The 15940-nt window shown below is 42.0% G+C and carries 9 protein-coding genes, 16 tRNA genes and 3 rRNA genes; 27 read left to right on the forward strand and 1 reads right to left on the reverse strand.

Going from position 1 to position 15940, the window contains the following annotated elements; translation table 11 throughout:
* The first annotated feature begins 109 nt into the window (after positions 1 to 109).
* From ACB089_RS03005 to ACB089_RS03100, 20 genes are all read left to right on the forward strand, one after another.
* A complete protein-coding gene (locus ACB089_RS03005; protein ID WP_374965257.1) occupies positions 110 to 1003 on the forward strand; it encodes a nucleotidyltransferase-like protein in 894 nt (297 codons plus the stop codon).
* A 348-nt stretch (positions 1004 to 1351) separates the two neighbouring features.
* Positions 1352 to 2903, forward strand: a 16S ribosomal RNA gene (locus ACB089_RS03010).
* Between the two features lie 182 nt (positions 2904 to 3085).
* Positions 3086 to 6013: ribosomal RNA gene (locus ACB089_RS03015) — 23S ribosomal RNA — on the forward strand.
* Between the two features lie 117 nt (positions 6014 to 6130).
* A 5S ribosomal RNA gene (gene rrf / locus ACB089_RS03020) occupies positions 6131 to 6246 on the forward strand.
* The 16S, 23S and 5S rRNA genes sit together here with 16 tRNA genes alongside, the layout of an rRNA operon.
* Positions 6247 to 6262: 16 nt before the next feature.
* A tRNA-Asn gene (locus ACB089_RS03025) sits at positions 6263 to 6339 on the forward strand.
* A gap of 5 nt (positions 6340 to 6344) precedes the next feature.
* Positions 6345 to 6436: transfer RNA gene (locus tag ACB089_RS03030), tRNA-Ser, on the forward strand.
* A 30-nt stretch (positions 6437 to 6466) separates the two neighbouring features.
* Positions 6467 to 6541, forward strand: a tRNA-Glu gene (locus tag ACB089_RS03035).
* Positions 6542 to 6559: 18 nt separating this feature from the next.
* A tRNA-Val gene (locus ACB089_RS03040) sits at positions 6560 to 6635 on the forward strand.
* Positions 6636 to 6660: 25 nt separating this feature from the next.
* Positions 6661 to 6735, forward strand: a tRNA-Met gene (locus tag ACB089_RS03045).
* Between the two features lie 4 nt (positions 6736 to 6739).
* A tRNA-Asp gene (locus tag ACB089_RS03050) sits at positions 6740 to 6815 on the forward strand.
* A gap of 16 nt (positions 6816 to 6831) precedes the next feature.
* A tRNA-Phe gene (locus tag ACB089_RS03055) sits at positions 6832 to 6907 on the forward strand.
* A 10-nt stretch (positions 6908 to 6917) separates the two neighbouring features.
* Positions 6918 to 6993, forward strand: a tRNA-Thr gene (locus tag ACB089_RS03060).
* 9 nt (positions 6994 to 7002) lie between these two features.
* Positions 7003 to 7086 (forward strand) — tRNA-Tyr (locus tag ACB089_RS03065).
* A 13-nt stretch (positions 7087 to 7099) separates the two neighbouring features.
* Positions 7100 to 7173, forward strand: a tRNA-Trp gene (locus tag ACB089_RS03070).
* Between the two features lie 16 nt (positions 7174 to 7189).
* Positions 7190 to 7265: transfer RNA gene (locus ACB089_RS03075), tRNA-His, on the forward strand.
* 34 nt (positions 7266 to 7299) lie between these two features.
* Positions 7300 to 7375: transfer RNA gene (locus ACB089_RS03080), tRNA-His, on the forward strand.
* Positions 7376 to 7392: 17 nt separating this feature from the next.
* Positions 7393 to 7467: transfer RNA gene (locus ACB089_RS03085), tRNA-Gln, on the forward strand.
* Positions 7468 to 7473: 6 nt separating this feature from the next.
* Positions 7474 to 7548: transfer RNA gene (locus tag ACB089_RS03090), tRNA-Gly, on the forward strand.
* A gap of 8 nt (positions 7549 to 7556) precedes the next feature.
* Positions 7557 to 7630: transfer RNA gene (locus tag ACB089_RS03095), tRNA-Cys, on the forward strand.
* 47 nt (positions 7631 to 7677) lie between these two features.
* A tRNA-Leu gene (locus ACB089_RS03100) sits at positions 7678 to 7758 on the forward strand.
* A 194-nt stretch (positions 7759 to 7952) separates the two neighbouring features.
* On the opposite strand, the gene ACB089_RS03105 is transcribed toward ACB089_RS03100, so the two are convergent.
* Complete coding sequence (locus ACB089_RS03105) at positions 7953 to 8093, reverse strand: hypothetical protein (protein WP_374965258.1); 141 nt, start codon at positions 8091 to 8093, stop codon at positions 7953 to 7955.
* 336 nt (positions 8094 to 8429) lie between these two features.
* On the opposite strand from ACB089_RS03105, the gene ACB089_RS03110 reads away from it, so the two are divergent.
* The 7 genes from ACB089_RS03110 (at position 8430) to ltrA (ending at position 15893) form a co-directional block, all read left to right on the forward strand.
* Complete coding sequence (locus tag ACB089_RS03110) at positions 8430 to 8873, forward strand: hypothetical protein (protein WP_374965259.1); 444 nt, start codon at positions 8430 to 8432, stop codon at positions 8871 to 8873.
* A gap of 244 nt (positions 8874 to 9117) precedes the next feature.
* On the forward strand, positions 9118 to 9717 hold the full coding sequence (gene thpR / locus ACB089_RS03115) for an RNA 2',3'-cyclic phosphodiesterase (RefSeq protein WP_374965260.1): 600 nt from the start codon (positions 9118 to 9120) through the stop codon (positions 9715 to 9717).
* Between the two features lie 542 nt (positions 9718 to 10259).
* Positions 10260 to 11294 (forward strand): ABC transporter permease, encoded by a 1035-nt coding sequence (locus ACB089_RS03120; RefSeq protein ID WP_374965261.1) that lies wholly within the window; start codon positions 10260 to 10262, stop codon positions 11292 to 11294.
* 1 nt (position 11295) lies between these two features.
* Positions 11296 to 11982, forward strand: a complete 687-nt coding sequence (locus tag ACB089_RS03125) for an ABC transporter ATP-binding protein (RefSeq protein ID WP_374965262.1) — start codon at positions 11296 to 11298, stop codon at positions 11980 to 11982.
* A 177-nt stretch (positions 11983 to 12159) separates the two neighbouring features.
* Positions 12160 to 12441 (forward strand): hypothetical protein, encoded by a 282-nt coding sequence (locus ACB089_RS03130; RefSeq protein WP_374965263.1) that lies wholly within the window; start codon positions 12160 to 12162, stop codon positions 12439 to 12441.
* Positions 12442 to 12978: 537 nt separating this feature from the next.
* Positions 12979 to 14058 (forward strand): S-layer homology domain-containing protein, encoded by a 1080-nt coding sequence (locus ACB089_RS03135; protein WP_374967653.1) that lies wholly within the window; start codon positions 12979 to 12981, stop codon positions 14056 to 14058.
* Between the two features lie 569 nt (positions 14059 to 14627).
* Positions 14628 to 15893: a group II intron reverse transcriptase/maturase gene (gene ltrA, locus ACB089_RS03140; RefSeq protein WP_374965264.1), complete on the forward strand. Its 1266-nt coding sequence runs from the start codon at positions 14628 to 14630 to the stop codon at positions 15891 to 15893.
* Positions 15894 to 15940: the final 47 nt, after the last annotated feature.

The raw sequence follows: 15940 nt of genomic DNA on the forward strand, positions 1-15940 counted from the left end.
GCTGACGCTGCGCTTTAGCTGCAGACAAACTATGCGTAAGGATTTTGAAAATCCGTGACATCCGCTGAATGAAGATAAAAGGTTATAAGCAAATAGAGGAGGGCTGAACATGGAGCAAGTTTTACGTCCGATATACCAGGAACGTGCAAGTCAGTCGAATACATTAGGCGTTATTTTAGTGGAAAAACGTGAGGAACAAAGTAATGTTACAGATACTTTTGATACAGTCTTACTTATTATTGTAAAAGAAGCGGAAAAGCCAGTCTTTACGAAACATTACGTATATGAAGGGAATAAAGTAGCTTTACATACTGTTAGTGAGAAAATAATACGAAAATGGTTACTAATTGGCTCAAATAAAAAAGTGGTCGATTGGATTTTCTTTGGTAGAGTATTATTTGATCGTAATGAATTTCTTCATAAATTAAAAATTGAATTACAGGAATTTCCGTTTAGCGGTCGTAAAATTAAAACGGGTATTCAATTCTCAAAATTAATTCGACGTTACTTAGAAGGGAAAGAGTACTTTGATAAGGGTAGTTATCTTGATGCTTATAATCATGTAGTAGATTCGTTACATCATTTAGGGCGTTTATCCATTATTGATAGTGGACTTTATCCGGAAGTAACTGTTTGGGCACAAGTGAAAAAAATCGAGCCGGCGATTTATAAGTTATATGAGGAGCTTGTAACGAGTAATGAGCCGATTGAAAAACGATTAGAGTTATTGTTTTTAGCAAGTGAGTTTTTAATACATTCTCGTACTCGAGACGGCGCTCAACATATTTTAGAAGTAATGCAAGCAAAAGAAAGTTGGACGATTCAGGAATTGCACGACCATGATGAGCTTATGAATTATTCAGTGGATTTAGAAGTGTTTATAGAATATTTAGTGGATAAAGGCTATATTCAAATTGAACCTATCGTTGCGAAAAGCGAAATGATATTCCACCGTCATTATAAGGTAAATAAAGAAGCTCTAGAAATGGAGCAAGGACTGTAGTATGCTAAATATCGAGGTAAAAAAAATACCTCGATATTTTTTTGAAAAAGTTGTTGACGACTAATATATCGATATTGTATTATATTAATTGTCGCTAAGACATAACAAAATAACTCAACGAAATGAAGAAAAAAACTTTTTCGAAAAAAAGTTGTTGACATGATTTGAGTGAGATGTTAATATAAAGAAGTCGCCGAAAACGAGCGATGATAAATGAACTTTGAAAACTGAACAAGCAAAACGTAATCAATAAAGTTTTTAGTAGCTAACCTTGAGTTAGTGAACGGAACAAAATTTTGGACATCAAACATGATGCCAGCAAAACAATTTGAGCTAATCAAATTTCTTTTTATGGAGAGTTTGATCCTGGCTCAGGACGAACGCTGGCGGCGTGCCTAATACATGCAAGTCGAGCGAACAGAGAAGGAGCTTGCTCCTTTGACGTTAGCGGCGGACGGGTGAGTAACACGTGGGCAACCTACCTTATAGTTTGGGATAACTCCGGGAAACCGGGGCTAATACCGAATAATCTATTTTACTTCATGGTGAAATACTGAAAGACGGTTTCGGCTGTCGCTATAAGATGGGCCCGCGGCGCATTAGCTAGTTGGTGAGGTAACGGCTCACCAAGGCGACGATGCGTAGCCGACCTGAGAGGGTGATCGGCCACACTGGGACTGAGACACGGCCCAGACTCCTACGGGAGGCAGCAGTAGGGAATCTTCCACAATGGGCGAAAGCCTGATGGAGCAACGCCGCGTGAGTGAAGAAGGTTTTCGGATCGTAAAACTCTGTTGTAAGGGAAGAACAAGTACAGTAGTAACTGGCTGTACCTTGACGGTACCTTATTAGAAAGCCACGGCTAACTACGTGCCAGCAGCCGCGGTAATACGTAGGTGGCAAGCGTTGTCCGGAATTATTGGGCGTAAAGCGCGCGCAGGCGGTCCTTTAAGTCTGATGTGAAAGCCCACGGCTCAACCGTGGAGGGTCATTGGAAACTGGGGGACTTGAGTGCAGAAGAGGAAAGTGGAATTCCAAGTGTAGCGGTGAAATGCGTAGAGATTTGGAGGAACACCAGTGGCGAAGGCGACTTTCTGGTCTGTAACTGACGCTGAGGCGCGAAAGCGTGGGGAGCAAACAGGATTAGATACCCTGGTAGTCCACGCCGTAAACGATGAGTGCTAAGTGTTAGGGGGTTTCCGCCCCTTAGTGCTGCAGCTAACGCATTAAGCACTCCGCCTGGGGAGTACGGTCGCAAGACTGAAACTCAAAGGAATTGACGGGGGCCCGCACAAGCGGTGGAGCATGTGGTTTAATTCGAAGCAACGCGAAGAACCTTACCAGGTCTTGACATCCCGTTGACCACTGTAGAGATATGGTTTTCCCTTCGGGGACAACGGTGACAGGTGGTGCATGGTTGTCGTCAGCTCGTGTCGTGAGATGTTGGGTTAAGTCCCGCAACGAGCGCAACCCTTGATCTTAGTTGCCATCATTTAGTTGGGCACTCTAAGGTGACTGCCGGTGACAAACCGGAGGAAGGTGGGGATGACGTCAAATCATCATGCCCCTTATGACCTGGGCTACACACGTGCTACAATGGACGATACAAACGGTTGCCAACTCGCGAGAGGGAGCTAATCCGATAAAGTCGTTCTCAGTTCGGATTGTAGGCTGCAACTCGCCTACATGAAGCCGGAATCGCTAGTAATCGCGGATCAGCATGCCGCGGTGAATACGTTCCCGGGCCTTGTACACACCGCCCGTCACACCACGAGAGTTTGTAACACCCGAAGTCGGTGGGGTAACCTTTTGGAGCCAGCCGCCGAAGGTGGGATAGATGATTGGGGTGAAGTCGTAACAAGGTAGCCGTATCGGAAGGTGCGGCTGGATCACCTCCTTTCTAAGGATATTTTCGGAATACAAACCTAGGGTTTGTAAGATTACGTTTTGCGTTCAGTTTTGAAGGTTCATTCTTCTGAATGAAATACTTCAAAACTTGTTCTTTGAAAACTGGATAAAACGACATTGAAATTGTAACAAACACATTTATTTTTTAAGTTTTTTTTATAGGCTTAATAACTTGGTTAAGTTATTAAGGGCGCACGGCGAATGCCTTGGCACTAGGAGCCGAAGAAGGACGGCACTAACACCGATATGCTTCGGGGAGCTGTAAGTGAGCTTTGATCCGGAGATTTCCGAATGGGGGAACCCACTACGTTTAATCGCGTAGTATCTTGACGTGAATACATAGCGTCTTGAAGGCAGACCCAGGGAACTGAAACATCTAAGTACCTGGAGGAAGAGAAAGAAAAATCGATTCCCTGAGTAGCGGCGAGCGAAACGGGAAGAGCCCAAACCAAGAGGCTTGCCTCTTGGGGTTGTAGGACACTCTATACGGAGTTACAAAAGAGCGAGTTAGATGAAGCGACTTGGAAAGGTCCGCCAGAGCAGGTAAAAGCCCTGTAGTCGAAAGTTCGTTCTCTCCTGAGTGGATCCTGAGTACGGCGGAACACGTGAAATTCCGTCGGAATCCGGGAGGACCATCTCCCAAGGCTAAATACTACCTAGTGACCGATAGTGAACCAGTACCGTGAGGGAAAGGTGAAAAGCACCCCGGAAGGGGAGTGAAAGAGATCCTGAAACCGTGTGCCTACAAGTAGTTAGAGCCCGTTAATGGGTGATAGCGTGCCTTTTGTAGAATGAACCGGCGAGTTACGATTACGTGCGAGGTTAAGCTTTAGAAGGCGGAGCCGCAGCGAAAGCGAGTCTGAATAGGGCGAATTAGTACGTGGTCGTAGACCCGAAACCAGGTGATCTACCCATGTCCAGGGTGAAGGTGAGGTAACACTTACTGGAGGCCCGAACCCACGCACGTTGAAAAGTGCGGGGATGAGGTGTGGGTAGCGGAGAAATTCCAATCGAACTTGGAGATAGCTGGTTCTCTCCGAAATAGCTTTAGGGCTAGCCTCGTGATGAGAATACTGGAGGTAGAGCACTGTTTGGACTAGGGGGCCATCCCGGTTTACCGAATTCAGACAAACTCCGAATGCCAGATATTTATACACGGGAGTCAGACTGCGAGTGATAAGATCCGTAGTCAAAAGGGAAACAGCCCAGACCACCAGCTAAGGTCCCAAAGTAATCGTTAAGTGGAAAAGGATGTGGCGTTGCACAGACAACCAGGATGTTGGCTTAGAAGCAGCCATCATTTAAAGAGTGCGTAATAGCTCACTGGTCGAGTGACGCTGCGCCGAAAATGTATCGGGGCTAAACGATTCACCGAAGCTGTGGATTGACATCTACGATGTCAGTGGTAGGAGAGCGTTCTAAGTGCGTTGAAGTCAGACCGGAAGGACTGGTGGAGCGCTTAGAAGTGAGAATGCCGGTATGAGTAGCGAAAGACGGGTGAGAATCCCGTCCACCGTATGACTAAGGTTTCCTGAGGAAGGCTCGTCCGCTCAGGGTTAGTCGGGACCTAAGCCGAGGCCGATAGGCGTAGGCGATGGACAACAGGTTGATATTCCTGTACCACCTCCTCACCGTTTGAGAAATGGGGGGACGCAGTAGGATAGGGTAAGCGCGCCGTTGGTTGTGCGCGTCCAAGCAGTAAGGCGTGTGTGTAGGCAAATCCGCACACTGTAACGTTGAGCTGTGATGGCGAGTCCGTATGGACGAAGTTCCTGATTTCACACTGCCAAGAAAAGCCTCTATCGAGGTGAGAGGTGCCCGTACCGCAAACCGACACAGGTAGTCGAGGAGAGAATCCTAAGGTGTGCGAGAGAACTCTCGTTAAGGAACTCGGCAAAATGACCCCGTAACTTCGGGAGAAGGGGTGCTCTTGAGCGTGCAAGCGCATGAGAGCCGCAGTGAATAGGCCCAGGCGACTGTTTAGCAAAAACACAGGTCTCTGCAAAACCGTAAGGTGACGTATAGGGGCTGACGCCTGCCCGGTGCTGGAAGGTTAAGAGGAGTGGTTAGCGCAAGCGAAGCTGCGAATTGAAGCCCCAGTAAACGGCGGCCGTAACTATAACGGTCCTAAGGTAGCGAAATTCCTTGTCGGGTAAGTTCCGACCCGCACGAAAGGCGTAACGATCTGGGCACTGTCTCAACGAGAGACTCGGTGAAATTATAGTACCTGTGAAGATGCAGGTTACCCGCGACAGGACGGAAAGACCCCGTGGAGCTTTACTGTAGCCTGATATTGAATTTTGGTACAACTTGTACAGGATAGGTAGGAGCCAGAGATCTCGGAGCGCCAGCTTCGAAGGAGGCGTCGGTGGGATACTACCCTGGTTGTATTGAAATTCTAACCCATGCCCCTTAGCGGGGTAGGAGACAGTGTCAGGCGGACAGTTTGACTGGGGCGGTCGCCTCCTAAAAGGTAACGGAGGCGCCCAAAGGTTCCCTCAGAATGGTTGGAAATCATTCGTAGAGTGTAAAGGCACAAGGGAGCTTGACTGCGAGACCTACAAGTCGAGCAGGGTCGAAAGACGGGCTTAGTGATCCGGTGGTTCCGCATGGAAGGGCCATCGCTCAACGGATAAAAGCTACCCCGGGGATAACAGGCTTATCTCCCCCAAGAGTCCACATCGACGGGGAGGTTTGGCACCTCGATGTCGGCTCATCGCATCCTGGGGCTGTAGTCGGTCCCAAGGGTTGGGCTGTTCGCCCATTAAAGCGGTACGCGAGCTGGGTTCAGAACGTCGTGAGACAGTTCGGTCCCTATCCGTCGTGGGCGTAGGAAATTTGAGAGGAGCTGTCCTTAGTACGAGAGGACCGGGATGGACACACCGCTGGTGTACCAGTTGTCTTGCCAAAGGCATCGCTGGGTAGCTATGTGTGGACGGGATAAGTGCTGAAAGCATCTAAGCATGAAGCCCCCCTCAAGATGAGATTTCCCATTACGCAAGTAAGTAAGATCCCTCAAAGACGATGAGGTAGATAGGTTCGAGGTGGAAGTGTGGTGACACATGGAGCTGACGAATACTAATCGATCGAGGACTTAACCAAAATGTTTGAAACATTCAATGCACGTTTATCCAGTTTTGAAAGAATAAGATAGTTTTTTTAAAAAAAGCTTGCAATTATAATAAAAATACGTTATAATAAATCTTGTCTTTAAAATAGTCTAGTGATGATGGCAAAGAGGTCACACCCGTTCCCATACCGAACACGGAAGTTAAGCTCTTTAGCGCCGATGGTAGTTGGGGGCTTCCCCCTGTGAGAGTAGGACGTCGCTAGGCTATATACTAAAATTATTCCGAAGTAGCTCAGTTGGTAGTAGCACCTGACTGTTAATCAGGTTGTCGCAGGTTCGAGTCCTGCCTTCGGAGCCATTCTTGGAGAGTTGTCCGAGTGGCCGAAGGAGCACGATTGGAAATCGTGTAGGCGGTTAACACTGTCTCAAGGGTTCAAATCCCTTACTCTCCGCCAGCACTTTAAGGATTTTTAATTCCAAACGAAGGCCCCTTGGTCAAGTGGTTAAGACACCGCCCTTTCACGGCGGTAACACGGGTTCGAATCCCGTAGGGGTCACCATTTATTCAATACCCAGATGGAGGATTAGCTCAGCTGGGAGAGCATCTGCCTTACAAGCAGAGGGTCGGCGGTTCGAGCCCGTCATCCTCCACCATTATTTAAATAAATCACCTTATTATCGCGGGGTGGAGCAGTGGTAGCTCGTCGGGCTCATAACCCGAAGGTCGTTGGTTCAAATCCGGCCCCCGCAACCAAAATGGTCCCGTGGTGTAGCGGTTAACATGCCTGCCTGTCACGCAGGAGATCGCCGGTTCGATCCCGGTCGGGACCGCCATTTTTTTTAAAAATATGGGTCAGTAGCTCAGTTGGTAGAGCATTAGATTGAAGCTCTAAGTGTCGGCGGTTCGATTCCGTCCTGACCCACCATATTTTTTTTGCCGGTGTAGCTCAGTTGGTAGAGCAACTGACTTGTAATCAGTAGGTCGTGGGTTCGACTCCTATCGCCGGCACCATGTATTCCCGGAGGGGTAGCGAAGTGGCTAAACGCGGCGGACTGTAAATCCGCTCCTTAGGGTTCGGCGGTTCGAATCCGTCCCCCTCCACCAGTTTTTTATTCATAGGGGCATAGTTTAACGGTAGAATAGAGGTCTCCAAAACCTTTGATGTGGGTTCGATTCCTACTGCCCCTGCCAATTAATTAATTTCATGGCGGTTGTGGCGAAGTGGTTAACGCACCTGATTGTGGTTCAGGCATTCGTGGGTTCGATTCCCATCAGTCGCCCCATTTAATTTAAAACAATAAAATATATAGTAATATGGCGGTTGTGGCGAAGTGGTTAACGCACCTGATTGTGGTTCAGGCATTCGTGGGTTCGATTCCCATCAGTCGCCCCATTTATATATTTAACTTTTGGGGTATAGCCAAGCGGTAAGGCAACGGATTTTGATTCCGTCACGCCCTGGTTCGAATCCAGGTACCCCAGCCATTTATTGCGGAAGTAGTTCAGTGGTAGAACACCACCTTGCCAAGGTGGGGGTCGCGAGTTCGAACCTCGTCTTCCGCTCCAAATATGATGGCGGCATAGCCAAGTGGTAAGGCACAGGTCTGCAACACCTTTACCACCGGTTCAAATCCGGTTGCCGCCTCCATAATTTATTTCTTAATCGGATTTTCCGATTTTTTTTATCTCCATTATGCCGGTGTGGCGGAATTGGCAGACGCGCACGACTCAAAATCGTGTTCCTTTGGAGTGTCGGTTCGACCCCGACCACCGGTATCATATTTAGTAAAGAATCCTTGATAGGATTCTTTTTTATTTGTAGTAAATTTATAGATAGCATTTAAGATTCTCTCAAAATGTATTTTTTGAGAGGATTTTTTATGAGCAGCATGGTACCGTAAAGATTGGAATATATTAGCAAAATAGCAACAAAGAAATCCTTTTTCGCTCAATAATAAACTTATTTTTTCCTAATAAACACGCTTATTCTCTAGTTTTAGTTTCTCTGCATTTGCAGGTGAAACAGACACGCCAGCACTCATTAAAAAGAGTAGAATACAAGTGATTCTAATCATTTGAGGTGCTGTAGCAACCTTCAAATTTGATTTCAAAAACCCCTCACCTAATCATGACAAAACTAATTTAAGAATATACAATCTTGATCTTCAATAAAATAAATAGTTTCTACCTCTTCTTGTTCTACAAGCTGCAATTGCTCACCAGAATTATCATTTATCTCTGAGGCAGAGGCATCATCATAAAATATAAAACGGCCACCTACTAAGAAAAGACCTCATAAAATTTTTCCCATAACAAACCTACCTTAGTTGATCGATTAAAACATAACACTAATAATGGTAAATTTAATTATTTTGATTAAAACAATGATAAAATATGTAAAAAAAGGTACTTTATTATATAGTGATTGATGTTGAGGAGGAGTGGCTATGAAAAATTTGTTTTATTTAATGTTCATTGTGATGATTATAGCTGGTTGTAACGGAATACCTTCATCACATTCCGATTCTTTTGGAAACCCAGTGGGGCGAGTTATTGTAGATGATGAAGGTTACATGATGCAGATTGGCGACTTCGAATTGAAAGATGATGACGTTACAATTCGAAGTCTTAATTCACCTGATAAATATGGCTTAGCAGAAGAATTTGAAACATTAACTGTTGAAAAGGGAGATAAAATAAGAATTGAAATTGATCAAAACCCACCTTCAATAATTGTAAATCAGGAGAATGAAGATGGTACAATTGATAATATTGAAATTCAAAATAACGAAATAACCCTTCCAACGGAAAAAGGATATTATATTTACGAAGTTATTGCAAAATTGAATGAAGGAAAATCAACTTTTGTTTTCGATTTGAATATAGAATAAAAAAATTCGATTTACTGAGTATGGCTTAATTTTAAAGATTGGAGTGGAGGCTGGTCGGTCGACTATTTGGGGATCATCGGACGTCCCAGGAAGCTCTGCTCTGTGCGAAAGCGAAGCGTCAGCGACAAAGCGCCCAGTCGGAACGGAAATCAATCACACGTTATGGTGATGAGCCAGTTTTAGTATACTTTTAAAATTTAGGTTGATGATAATACATGAATTCCTGCATTTCTATAAGGTAGGGATGGAAGTTACATTTACAATGCATAGAGAGGGTAAGAACATGAACAGACATTTTTTTATTGCAGTTCCACTTCCTTCAGATATTAAAGAAGCTCTTCATGCAAGATGTGAAAAAATGAAAACAGATTTTCATTTTAAACGATGGGTTCACCGGGAAGATTATCACATCACCTTGGCTTTTTTAGGTCATGCGGATGAAGGGCAATTACAGGCTGTAGTGGATGAAACGAGGAAAAATCTGATGAATGTTTCTCCGTTCGAATTAAAAATTCAAGGATTCAATACTTTTGGAAGAAGAGAATATCCAAGAATTTTATGGGTGGATCTGCTCGAATCTGAGCAATTAAGTTTTGTGAGAGACATAGTATACCGTGATTGTATTAAAGCTGGATTTGAATTAGATATGAAGCCTTTTACACCACATATAACTGTTGCGAGAAAATGGGATGAGGCATTCGGTAAATTTCTATTCGAAGAGTTGCTAAAAGAAGAGTTTCAGCTTCCTCAATTTCCAGTGAAAGAAGTGATTTTGTACGAATCGAGGGTAGAGGAAACCCCGAAATATTATAAAAAGGCAGTTATTCACTTAGATGACCAATAAATCTGTAAATGTATGAAGTGGTTGGTTGCATAATGTACAGACAAAGGAAAAAAGCCTACTACTATAATAATGATGAATATTAGATCAGCTCGTAAACCAAAAAAGAAAAGGATTACGAGCTTTTTTTTGATCAATTATGCCTCGACATAATTGCGTCTGGAATCGGCTTTGTGCTTAGGCCTGCGTGATGCAGGTCAGTTAGCCGTTATCGCATGGATGCGATGATTTTAGGCTAACATCCTTTATGAATTCTTTTCCGATTCCGTGACATCCGCCGGAGGCTTTAACTTCTTTCAGCTAGTATTTGTATACGTAATGAAAAGTAGATTAAATCCGCATTTATCTCACCACTATAGAGGTGGGGGATTTCTGCTGACGCTTCGCTTTCGCTACATAAAACATTTGTAACTGCCGTTTCACTTACGTTACATAAAACATTTGCTGAAAGAAGTTAAAAACATCTCATTTTTAATAATTAGTTCATCTTCCGTTCATTTAAGGATTTTATGATAAGGATGTAAAAAGGAATGGAGGAGTTCAATATGAATCTTGCATGGAAAGAAATTAAGAAAAATAAAGTAAGGTTTTTAATATTAGGTTCAATTGTTTTTCTTGTTAGTTTTTTAACATTTATTATTTCTGGTTTGGCGAATGGATTGTCACAAGATAATGCCGCCCTAATTAAAGATTTACCGCAAGGGCAATTTTATATGAATGAAGATGCAGATCAAACTTATAATCTGTCCAAAATAGATAACAGTACACAAAACGAAATATTGAGCAAAGAAAAAGATGCAGTAGCTTTTTCATTACAAATGGGCTTTTTGAATGATAAGGACAATAAGCAGCAAAGTGTTGCCTTTGTTACATCTACTGAGTCAGATTTATTTGAAGATGTGAAACATGAGGAAGTCGTTTTAGACAGCTCAATGAAAGATAAAGGAATTAAAGTAGGAGATACATTAACGAATAATCAATTTAGTGGCAAGTTTGTAGTAAAGGGATTTGTCGATCAAAAGAAATATAGTCATGCACCTGTTGCCTATATTAATGAAGAGGATTATAAAGAAATTTACCGTGTTGATGAAATGCAGATGATTTTCTTACCAGACGGGGATTCTTCAAAAGAATTTGCTGGATTAGAATCATTTTCAAATAAAGAGTTTCTTAATACAATTCCAAGCTATAATGCAGAACAAATGTCTTTAAATATGATTGTTTGGTTTTTAGTAGTCATTAGTGGGATGCTGTTTGCTATCTTCTTCTATATGATGAACGTTCAAAAAATTGGCTTATACGGAATTTTAAAAGCGATTGGTTTGAAAACAAGTAAGATATTCCAATTGATATGGACACAGATGGCCATCATTACAGTTATTTCACTTATTTTGTCTGTAACCTTTAGCCAAGCATTTAATATGGTAGCGCCAGAAGGGATGCCTTTCACTTTAACAATCGCGACAACGACGCAATTATCGATAGTGTTCCTAATTATTGGATTTATTGGGGCTACAATTTCAGGACTTCAAATTAGAAAAATTGAACCATTACAAGCGATACAGCAAGGAGAGGCTTAATATGACTTTATTTACAATTGATGAGGTTAGAAAAACGTTTACTAATGGCGAAGTAAAAGAAGAAATATTAAAAGGCATAAACCTTTCTCTAAAAGAAGGAGAAATCATAGCATTGGTAGGTGCATCGGGCTCTGGTAAAAGTACGCTTCTAACAATAGCTGCGGGACTTCAGCCTGCATCAGATGGGCAAGTTATATTTGAAGATAACAATTTAACTTCAATGAGCTCTGAAGAAGTTCGAAAAGTACGAGCAAATAAGTTTGGATTCGTCTTTCAGTTTGCACACCTTGTACCTTTTCTTACAGTTGAGGAACAATTACTGTTAATGCTAGATGTTTCTGAGTCCAAGTTAAAGAAGTCTGAACAAAAAAATGAAGTTGATCGAATACTAAAATTAGTAGGGATGGACCATCGGAAAGATTCTTATCCTTCTTCATTATCAGGTGGAGAAAAGCAACGTGTAGCCATTGCCCGGGCGATTATTCATAAACCGAAAGTTCTGTTCGCAGATGAACCAACGGCAAGTTTAGATTCTAAAAAATCAAAAGAGGTTATGTTATTAATTAGAGATTTGACTAAAACCTTAAACATTACTACTTTAATGGTGACACATGATGAAGAGATGCTTGCATATACGGATCGTATTATTAAAATGAGCGATGGTGTCATTTTGCAAGATGCCCTTTAGTTCGGGCAACATAAAATTTTAGAGAGCCACAACCATAATTTTGATGGTTGTGGTATTTTTTTGATTAAATAACGGCATTAGATGAATGACAGGGATATTTTTAAGAAGCTTTGTGTTAAAGTTACCAAACCATTTAACGAATACAGCATATTGTAGAAGAAAAGGGGATGTGATTTTATGGCGTTTGTCATTGCATTAATAATTGCATTAGTAGGATTAATAGCGGCATTCCAATTAAGCGAAGAAAAGACGGAGAAAGGCAAATATATTATTTGGGGTACCATCACGATGATTGCATTTGCCCCATCTTTATCTTTTTTAATTGGCGTAACGTATGCAATGACGGTTAGAAATGGTTGGGCAGCATCGATTATGATGTTTTTATTCCCAATGATTTTTGTCATAGGGCTTATTATATTACTCTTAGGTATTTATAAGAAGCATGAAGAAGATCGCTAACTGTCTCTTAAGGAGTTAATTAATGTTTGTGTTTTAGTTATCTTTAATATAAAGGTAAAAAGCCGCGAGACTCCTGCGAATGGTATTTACGAGGAAGTGTATATGAAAAATGAAGGAAGGAGCCACACGCCTTGTTGGCTGACGCTTCGCTTTCGCACATAAAAACATATATTGCCCTGATCGGGTGGAATGCATAGCGGTTTTTTACCACTTAGGAAGAAAGCCTTTCTGAAATGTTTATGTTGATCGAGCTTTTCGGCTTACTTTACAGTCCATTCTCATTAATGCCCTGTGTAAAGAAGGAGATAACATCTATTGTTTTACGTATTGGCATTGGACAAATAAGGCTTATTTTTGAGTATGCCTGCAATAGTGATTTTTACATATAGGAGATGGCTCCAGCCCCGCCGTCGAGGAGTATCAACAAAAGTGGACATTGGATGCTTACATTAATTAAAGCAAAAAAGTGTATTGGAAATAATATCTAAAAAAGTATATTATGAATAGTGGAGAAAGAGAGGGAAAGTCGTGAAACAAATGTTGAAAATAGTATGTGTGGTATTGATGGCTGTTTGCTTCATACCTATGGAAGGCGCACATGCAGCGAGCTTCAAAGATGTGTCCAAAGATAATACATTGATAACGGAAATTGATTACTTAGTAGAAAAAGGGATTATTAATGGCTATCCTAATGACCTGTTTAAACCGAATGCATATGTAACGAGAGCACAAGTAGCTGTCATGCTAACACGTGCATTAGGATTACAGACAACTAATGTAAAAGATCCAAAGTATCAGGATGTTCCTACTACACATCCCTATTATAAAGAAATTGCAGCAGTGCAAAATGCTGGTATTTTCGATTCAGCAACGAAATTTAATCCGAATGCAACTCTTTCAAGAGGGGACATGGCAATTGTGTTGCAAAGAGCATTTAAATTAAAGGGATCAGAGAGTTATTTTACTGATGTTTCAGCTAAGACAAGAGGCTATAAGGAAATCTCAGCAATTTCTAGTAACAACATAACTAGAGGATATGATGATGGTTCATTTAAGCCTAATTTACCTTTAACGCGAGCTCATTTTTCAGCATTTTTAGCTCGTGCATTAACGCTATCGAATCCGAATCTATTAAAAGATACTGCGTATGACTATACATATTCGTATTATTCTTTGACTGATAAAAATCACTATACATTAAAATATCAGTATAGTCATAATGACGATAAAAATGATGTGTGGACAGTAACAAATTTGAGTTCGAAAAAGCTGTTTAATGATGAGCTTTTATTTAGCGATGATGAGTTTTATGGCCAAGCAAATGACGCTGAGTCTAGTACACATTACGATTTATATTTAGGATTACCACTTAGAATTGGCGTGATTTTACATGAGGATGAAGGCGGGGTAATTACAGGAGTCCGAAATACTGTTAAAGCAACAGATGGCACTGTCCAAGCAGGTGGTGTTAATTATAATAATGTTATTGTTTTAGAAGAAACGTCCGTTTACAGTGATGGAGTATGGACATATTACTTTGTAGATGGTATCGGTTTAGTTAAGGAGCTTTACAATGATGTTGTTATCTTTGAGCTGCTTGATCGTACAGCCAATTAAATGTTAGCCATAGGAAAAGCAAGTCTCCTGTAACGAGGAGGCTTGCTTTTTGGTGTGCCGGGCATGTCCGTCAACTAGGTGATGAAAGTTCACTGTGGGCGTTGGGATATGCGAACCACTAGCCAAGTGCAAGGGTGTCCGTGGTGACACGGAATCTGAAGGAAGCAGGCGGTAAAACCTTGGTCCGAGGTACACGAATCACATTCGAGGTTGTCCTGACTGGACGAGATTGCCAAACAAATCAAAATCCAAAATATCCACGGAAGTCAGGGCAATAAATGTGGCGGATATATGAGGTGAAAGTGGACGGACTTACCCCGGGAGATCTGATGAATACCTGGAAACAGAACCTATTTAGTGATAGATAGCTGAATCATCAGAAGTCAGCAGAAGCCATAGTACCAGTAATGGGAAGGGCTGAACGAAAGGAGTGAACATGGAAGGGCACATTATATGACAGTGAAGACACAGCCAATCGTAAGACTTTTCGCTGCCTTGAAACGCAGAACGTGAATCGCGCAACGAAAAGAGTGGAACTGTTCATATGCATACCTATACCATGAGAACATATGGATACAAATGGACTAATTTATTTAATAACAGACCGAGATAATCTAAATGAAGCTTTTAAGAAGGTACGTAGAAATAAAGGGGCTGCCGGAGTCGATGCGAAAGATATAGAGGCAACACGCCAATACTTAAAAGAAAATAAAGAAAAGATTACTCGCCAAATTCAAACAGGGCAATATACACCGCAACCGGTAAAACGGGTAGAAATTCCGAAAGGAAATGGTGATACGAGAAAATTGGGAATCCCAACTGTAACAGACCGCGTTATTCAACAAGCGGTTGTTCAAATCTTAACACCAATCATCGACCCAATTTTCAGTGACTATAGCTATGGTTTTCGTCCAAATAAAAGTGCCCATCAAGCAATTACACAAGCGCAATCTTATATGGATGAAGGCTACAAATTCGTGGTAGACATGGACCTTGAAAAATTCTTTGACCGTGTCCAACACGATAAACTGATGTCACTAGTTGCGGGATATATTAAGGATAAGCCAACCTTAAAGCTAATCCGTAAGTTTCTCAACGCTGGCACTATGGCAAATGGGGTCGTAGTACATAGCCAAGAAGGCACGCCACAAGGTGGCCCACTGAGTCCACTACTTAGTAATATCCTTCTCCATGAACTAGATAAAGAGCTTGAAAAACGAGGTCACAGATTCGTCCGTTACGCAGATGACTGCAATATCTATGTTAAAAGTCTAAAAGCAGGAGAGCGTGTGAAATTAGGGATGACAACATTTATCGAAAAGAAACTAAAGCTTAAGGTAAATGAGGAGAAATCCGCAGTGGGAAAGCCGAGAGCACGGACATTCTTAGGAGTGAGTTTCTACCGAAACAAGCAACAAACAAGGATTTACGTGCCGAAGAAAAGTAAACAGAAATTGGAAGATAGAATCCGCCATCTCACGAATCGCAATCGAAGCATGCGAATGGATGAAAGAATTAAATGCCTCAACTACCTGATTCAGGGATGGGTTAATTACTTTAAAATCGCGGACATTGGAGAATACGCTAAAAAGATGGATGCCCATATACGCCGAAGATTGAGAGCGTGTCGATGGAAAGAGTGGAAGAAAACCACAACCAAGTATCGCAACCTTAAGAAACTTGGTATCTGCCCGAACGACGCTTACAGAATAGCAAATACCCGAAAGGGATATTGGCGTTCATCCAATAATCCAATCATAAATAGAGCCCTAAATAATAAATACTGGGAGAAACAAAATTTAAAAAGTCTCTCCCAAATCATTTTAAAACCATAAAACTTTCGAACCGCCGTATACGGAACCGTACGTACGGTGGTGTGAGA

Origin of the sequence: Lysinibacillus sp. RS10, assembly GCF_041956855.1 — a bacterium.
Classification (GTDB): Bacteria; Bacillota; Bacilli; order Bacillales_A; family Planococcaceae; genus Lysinibacillus; species Lysinibacillus xylanilyticus_A.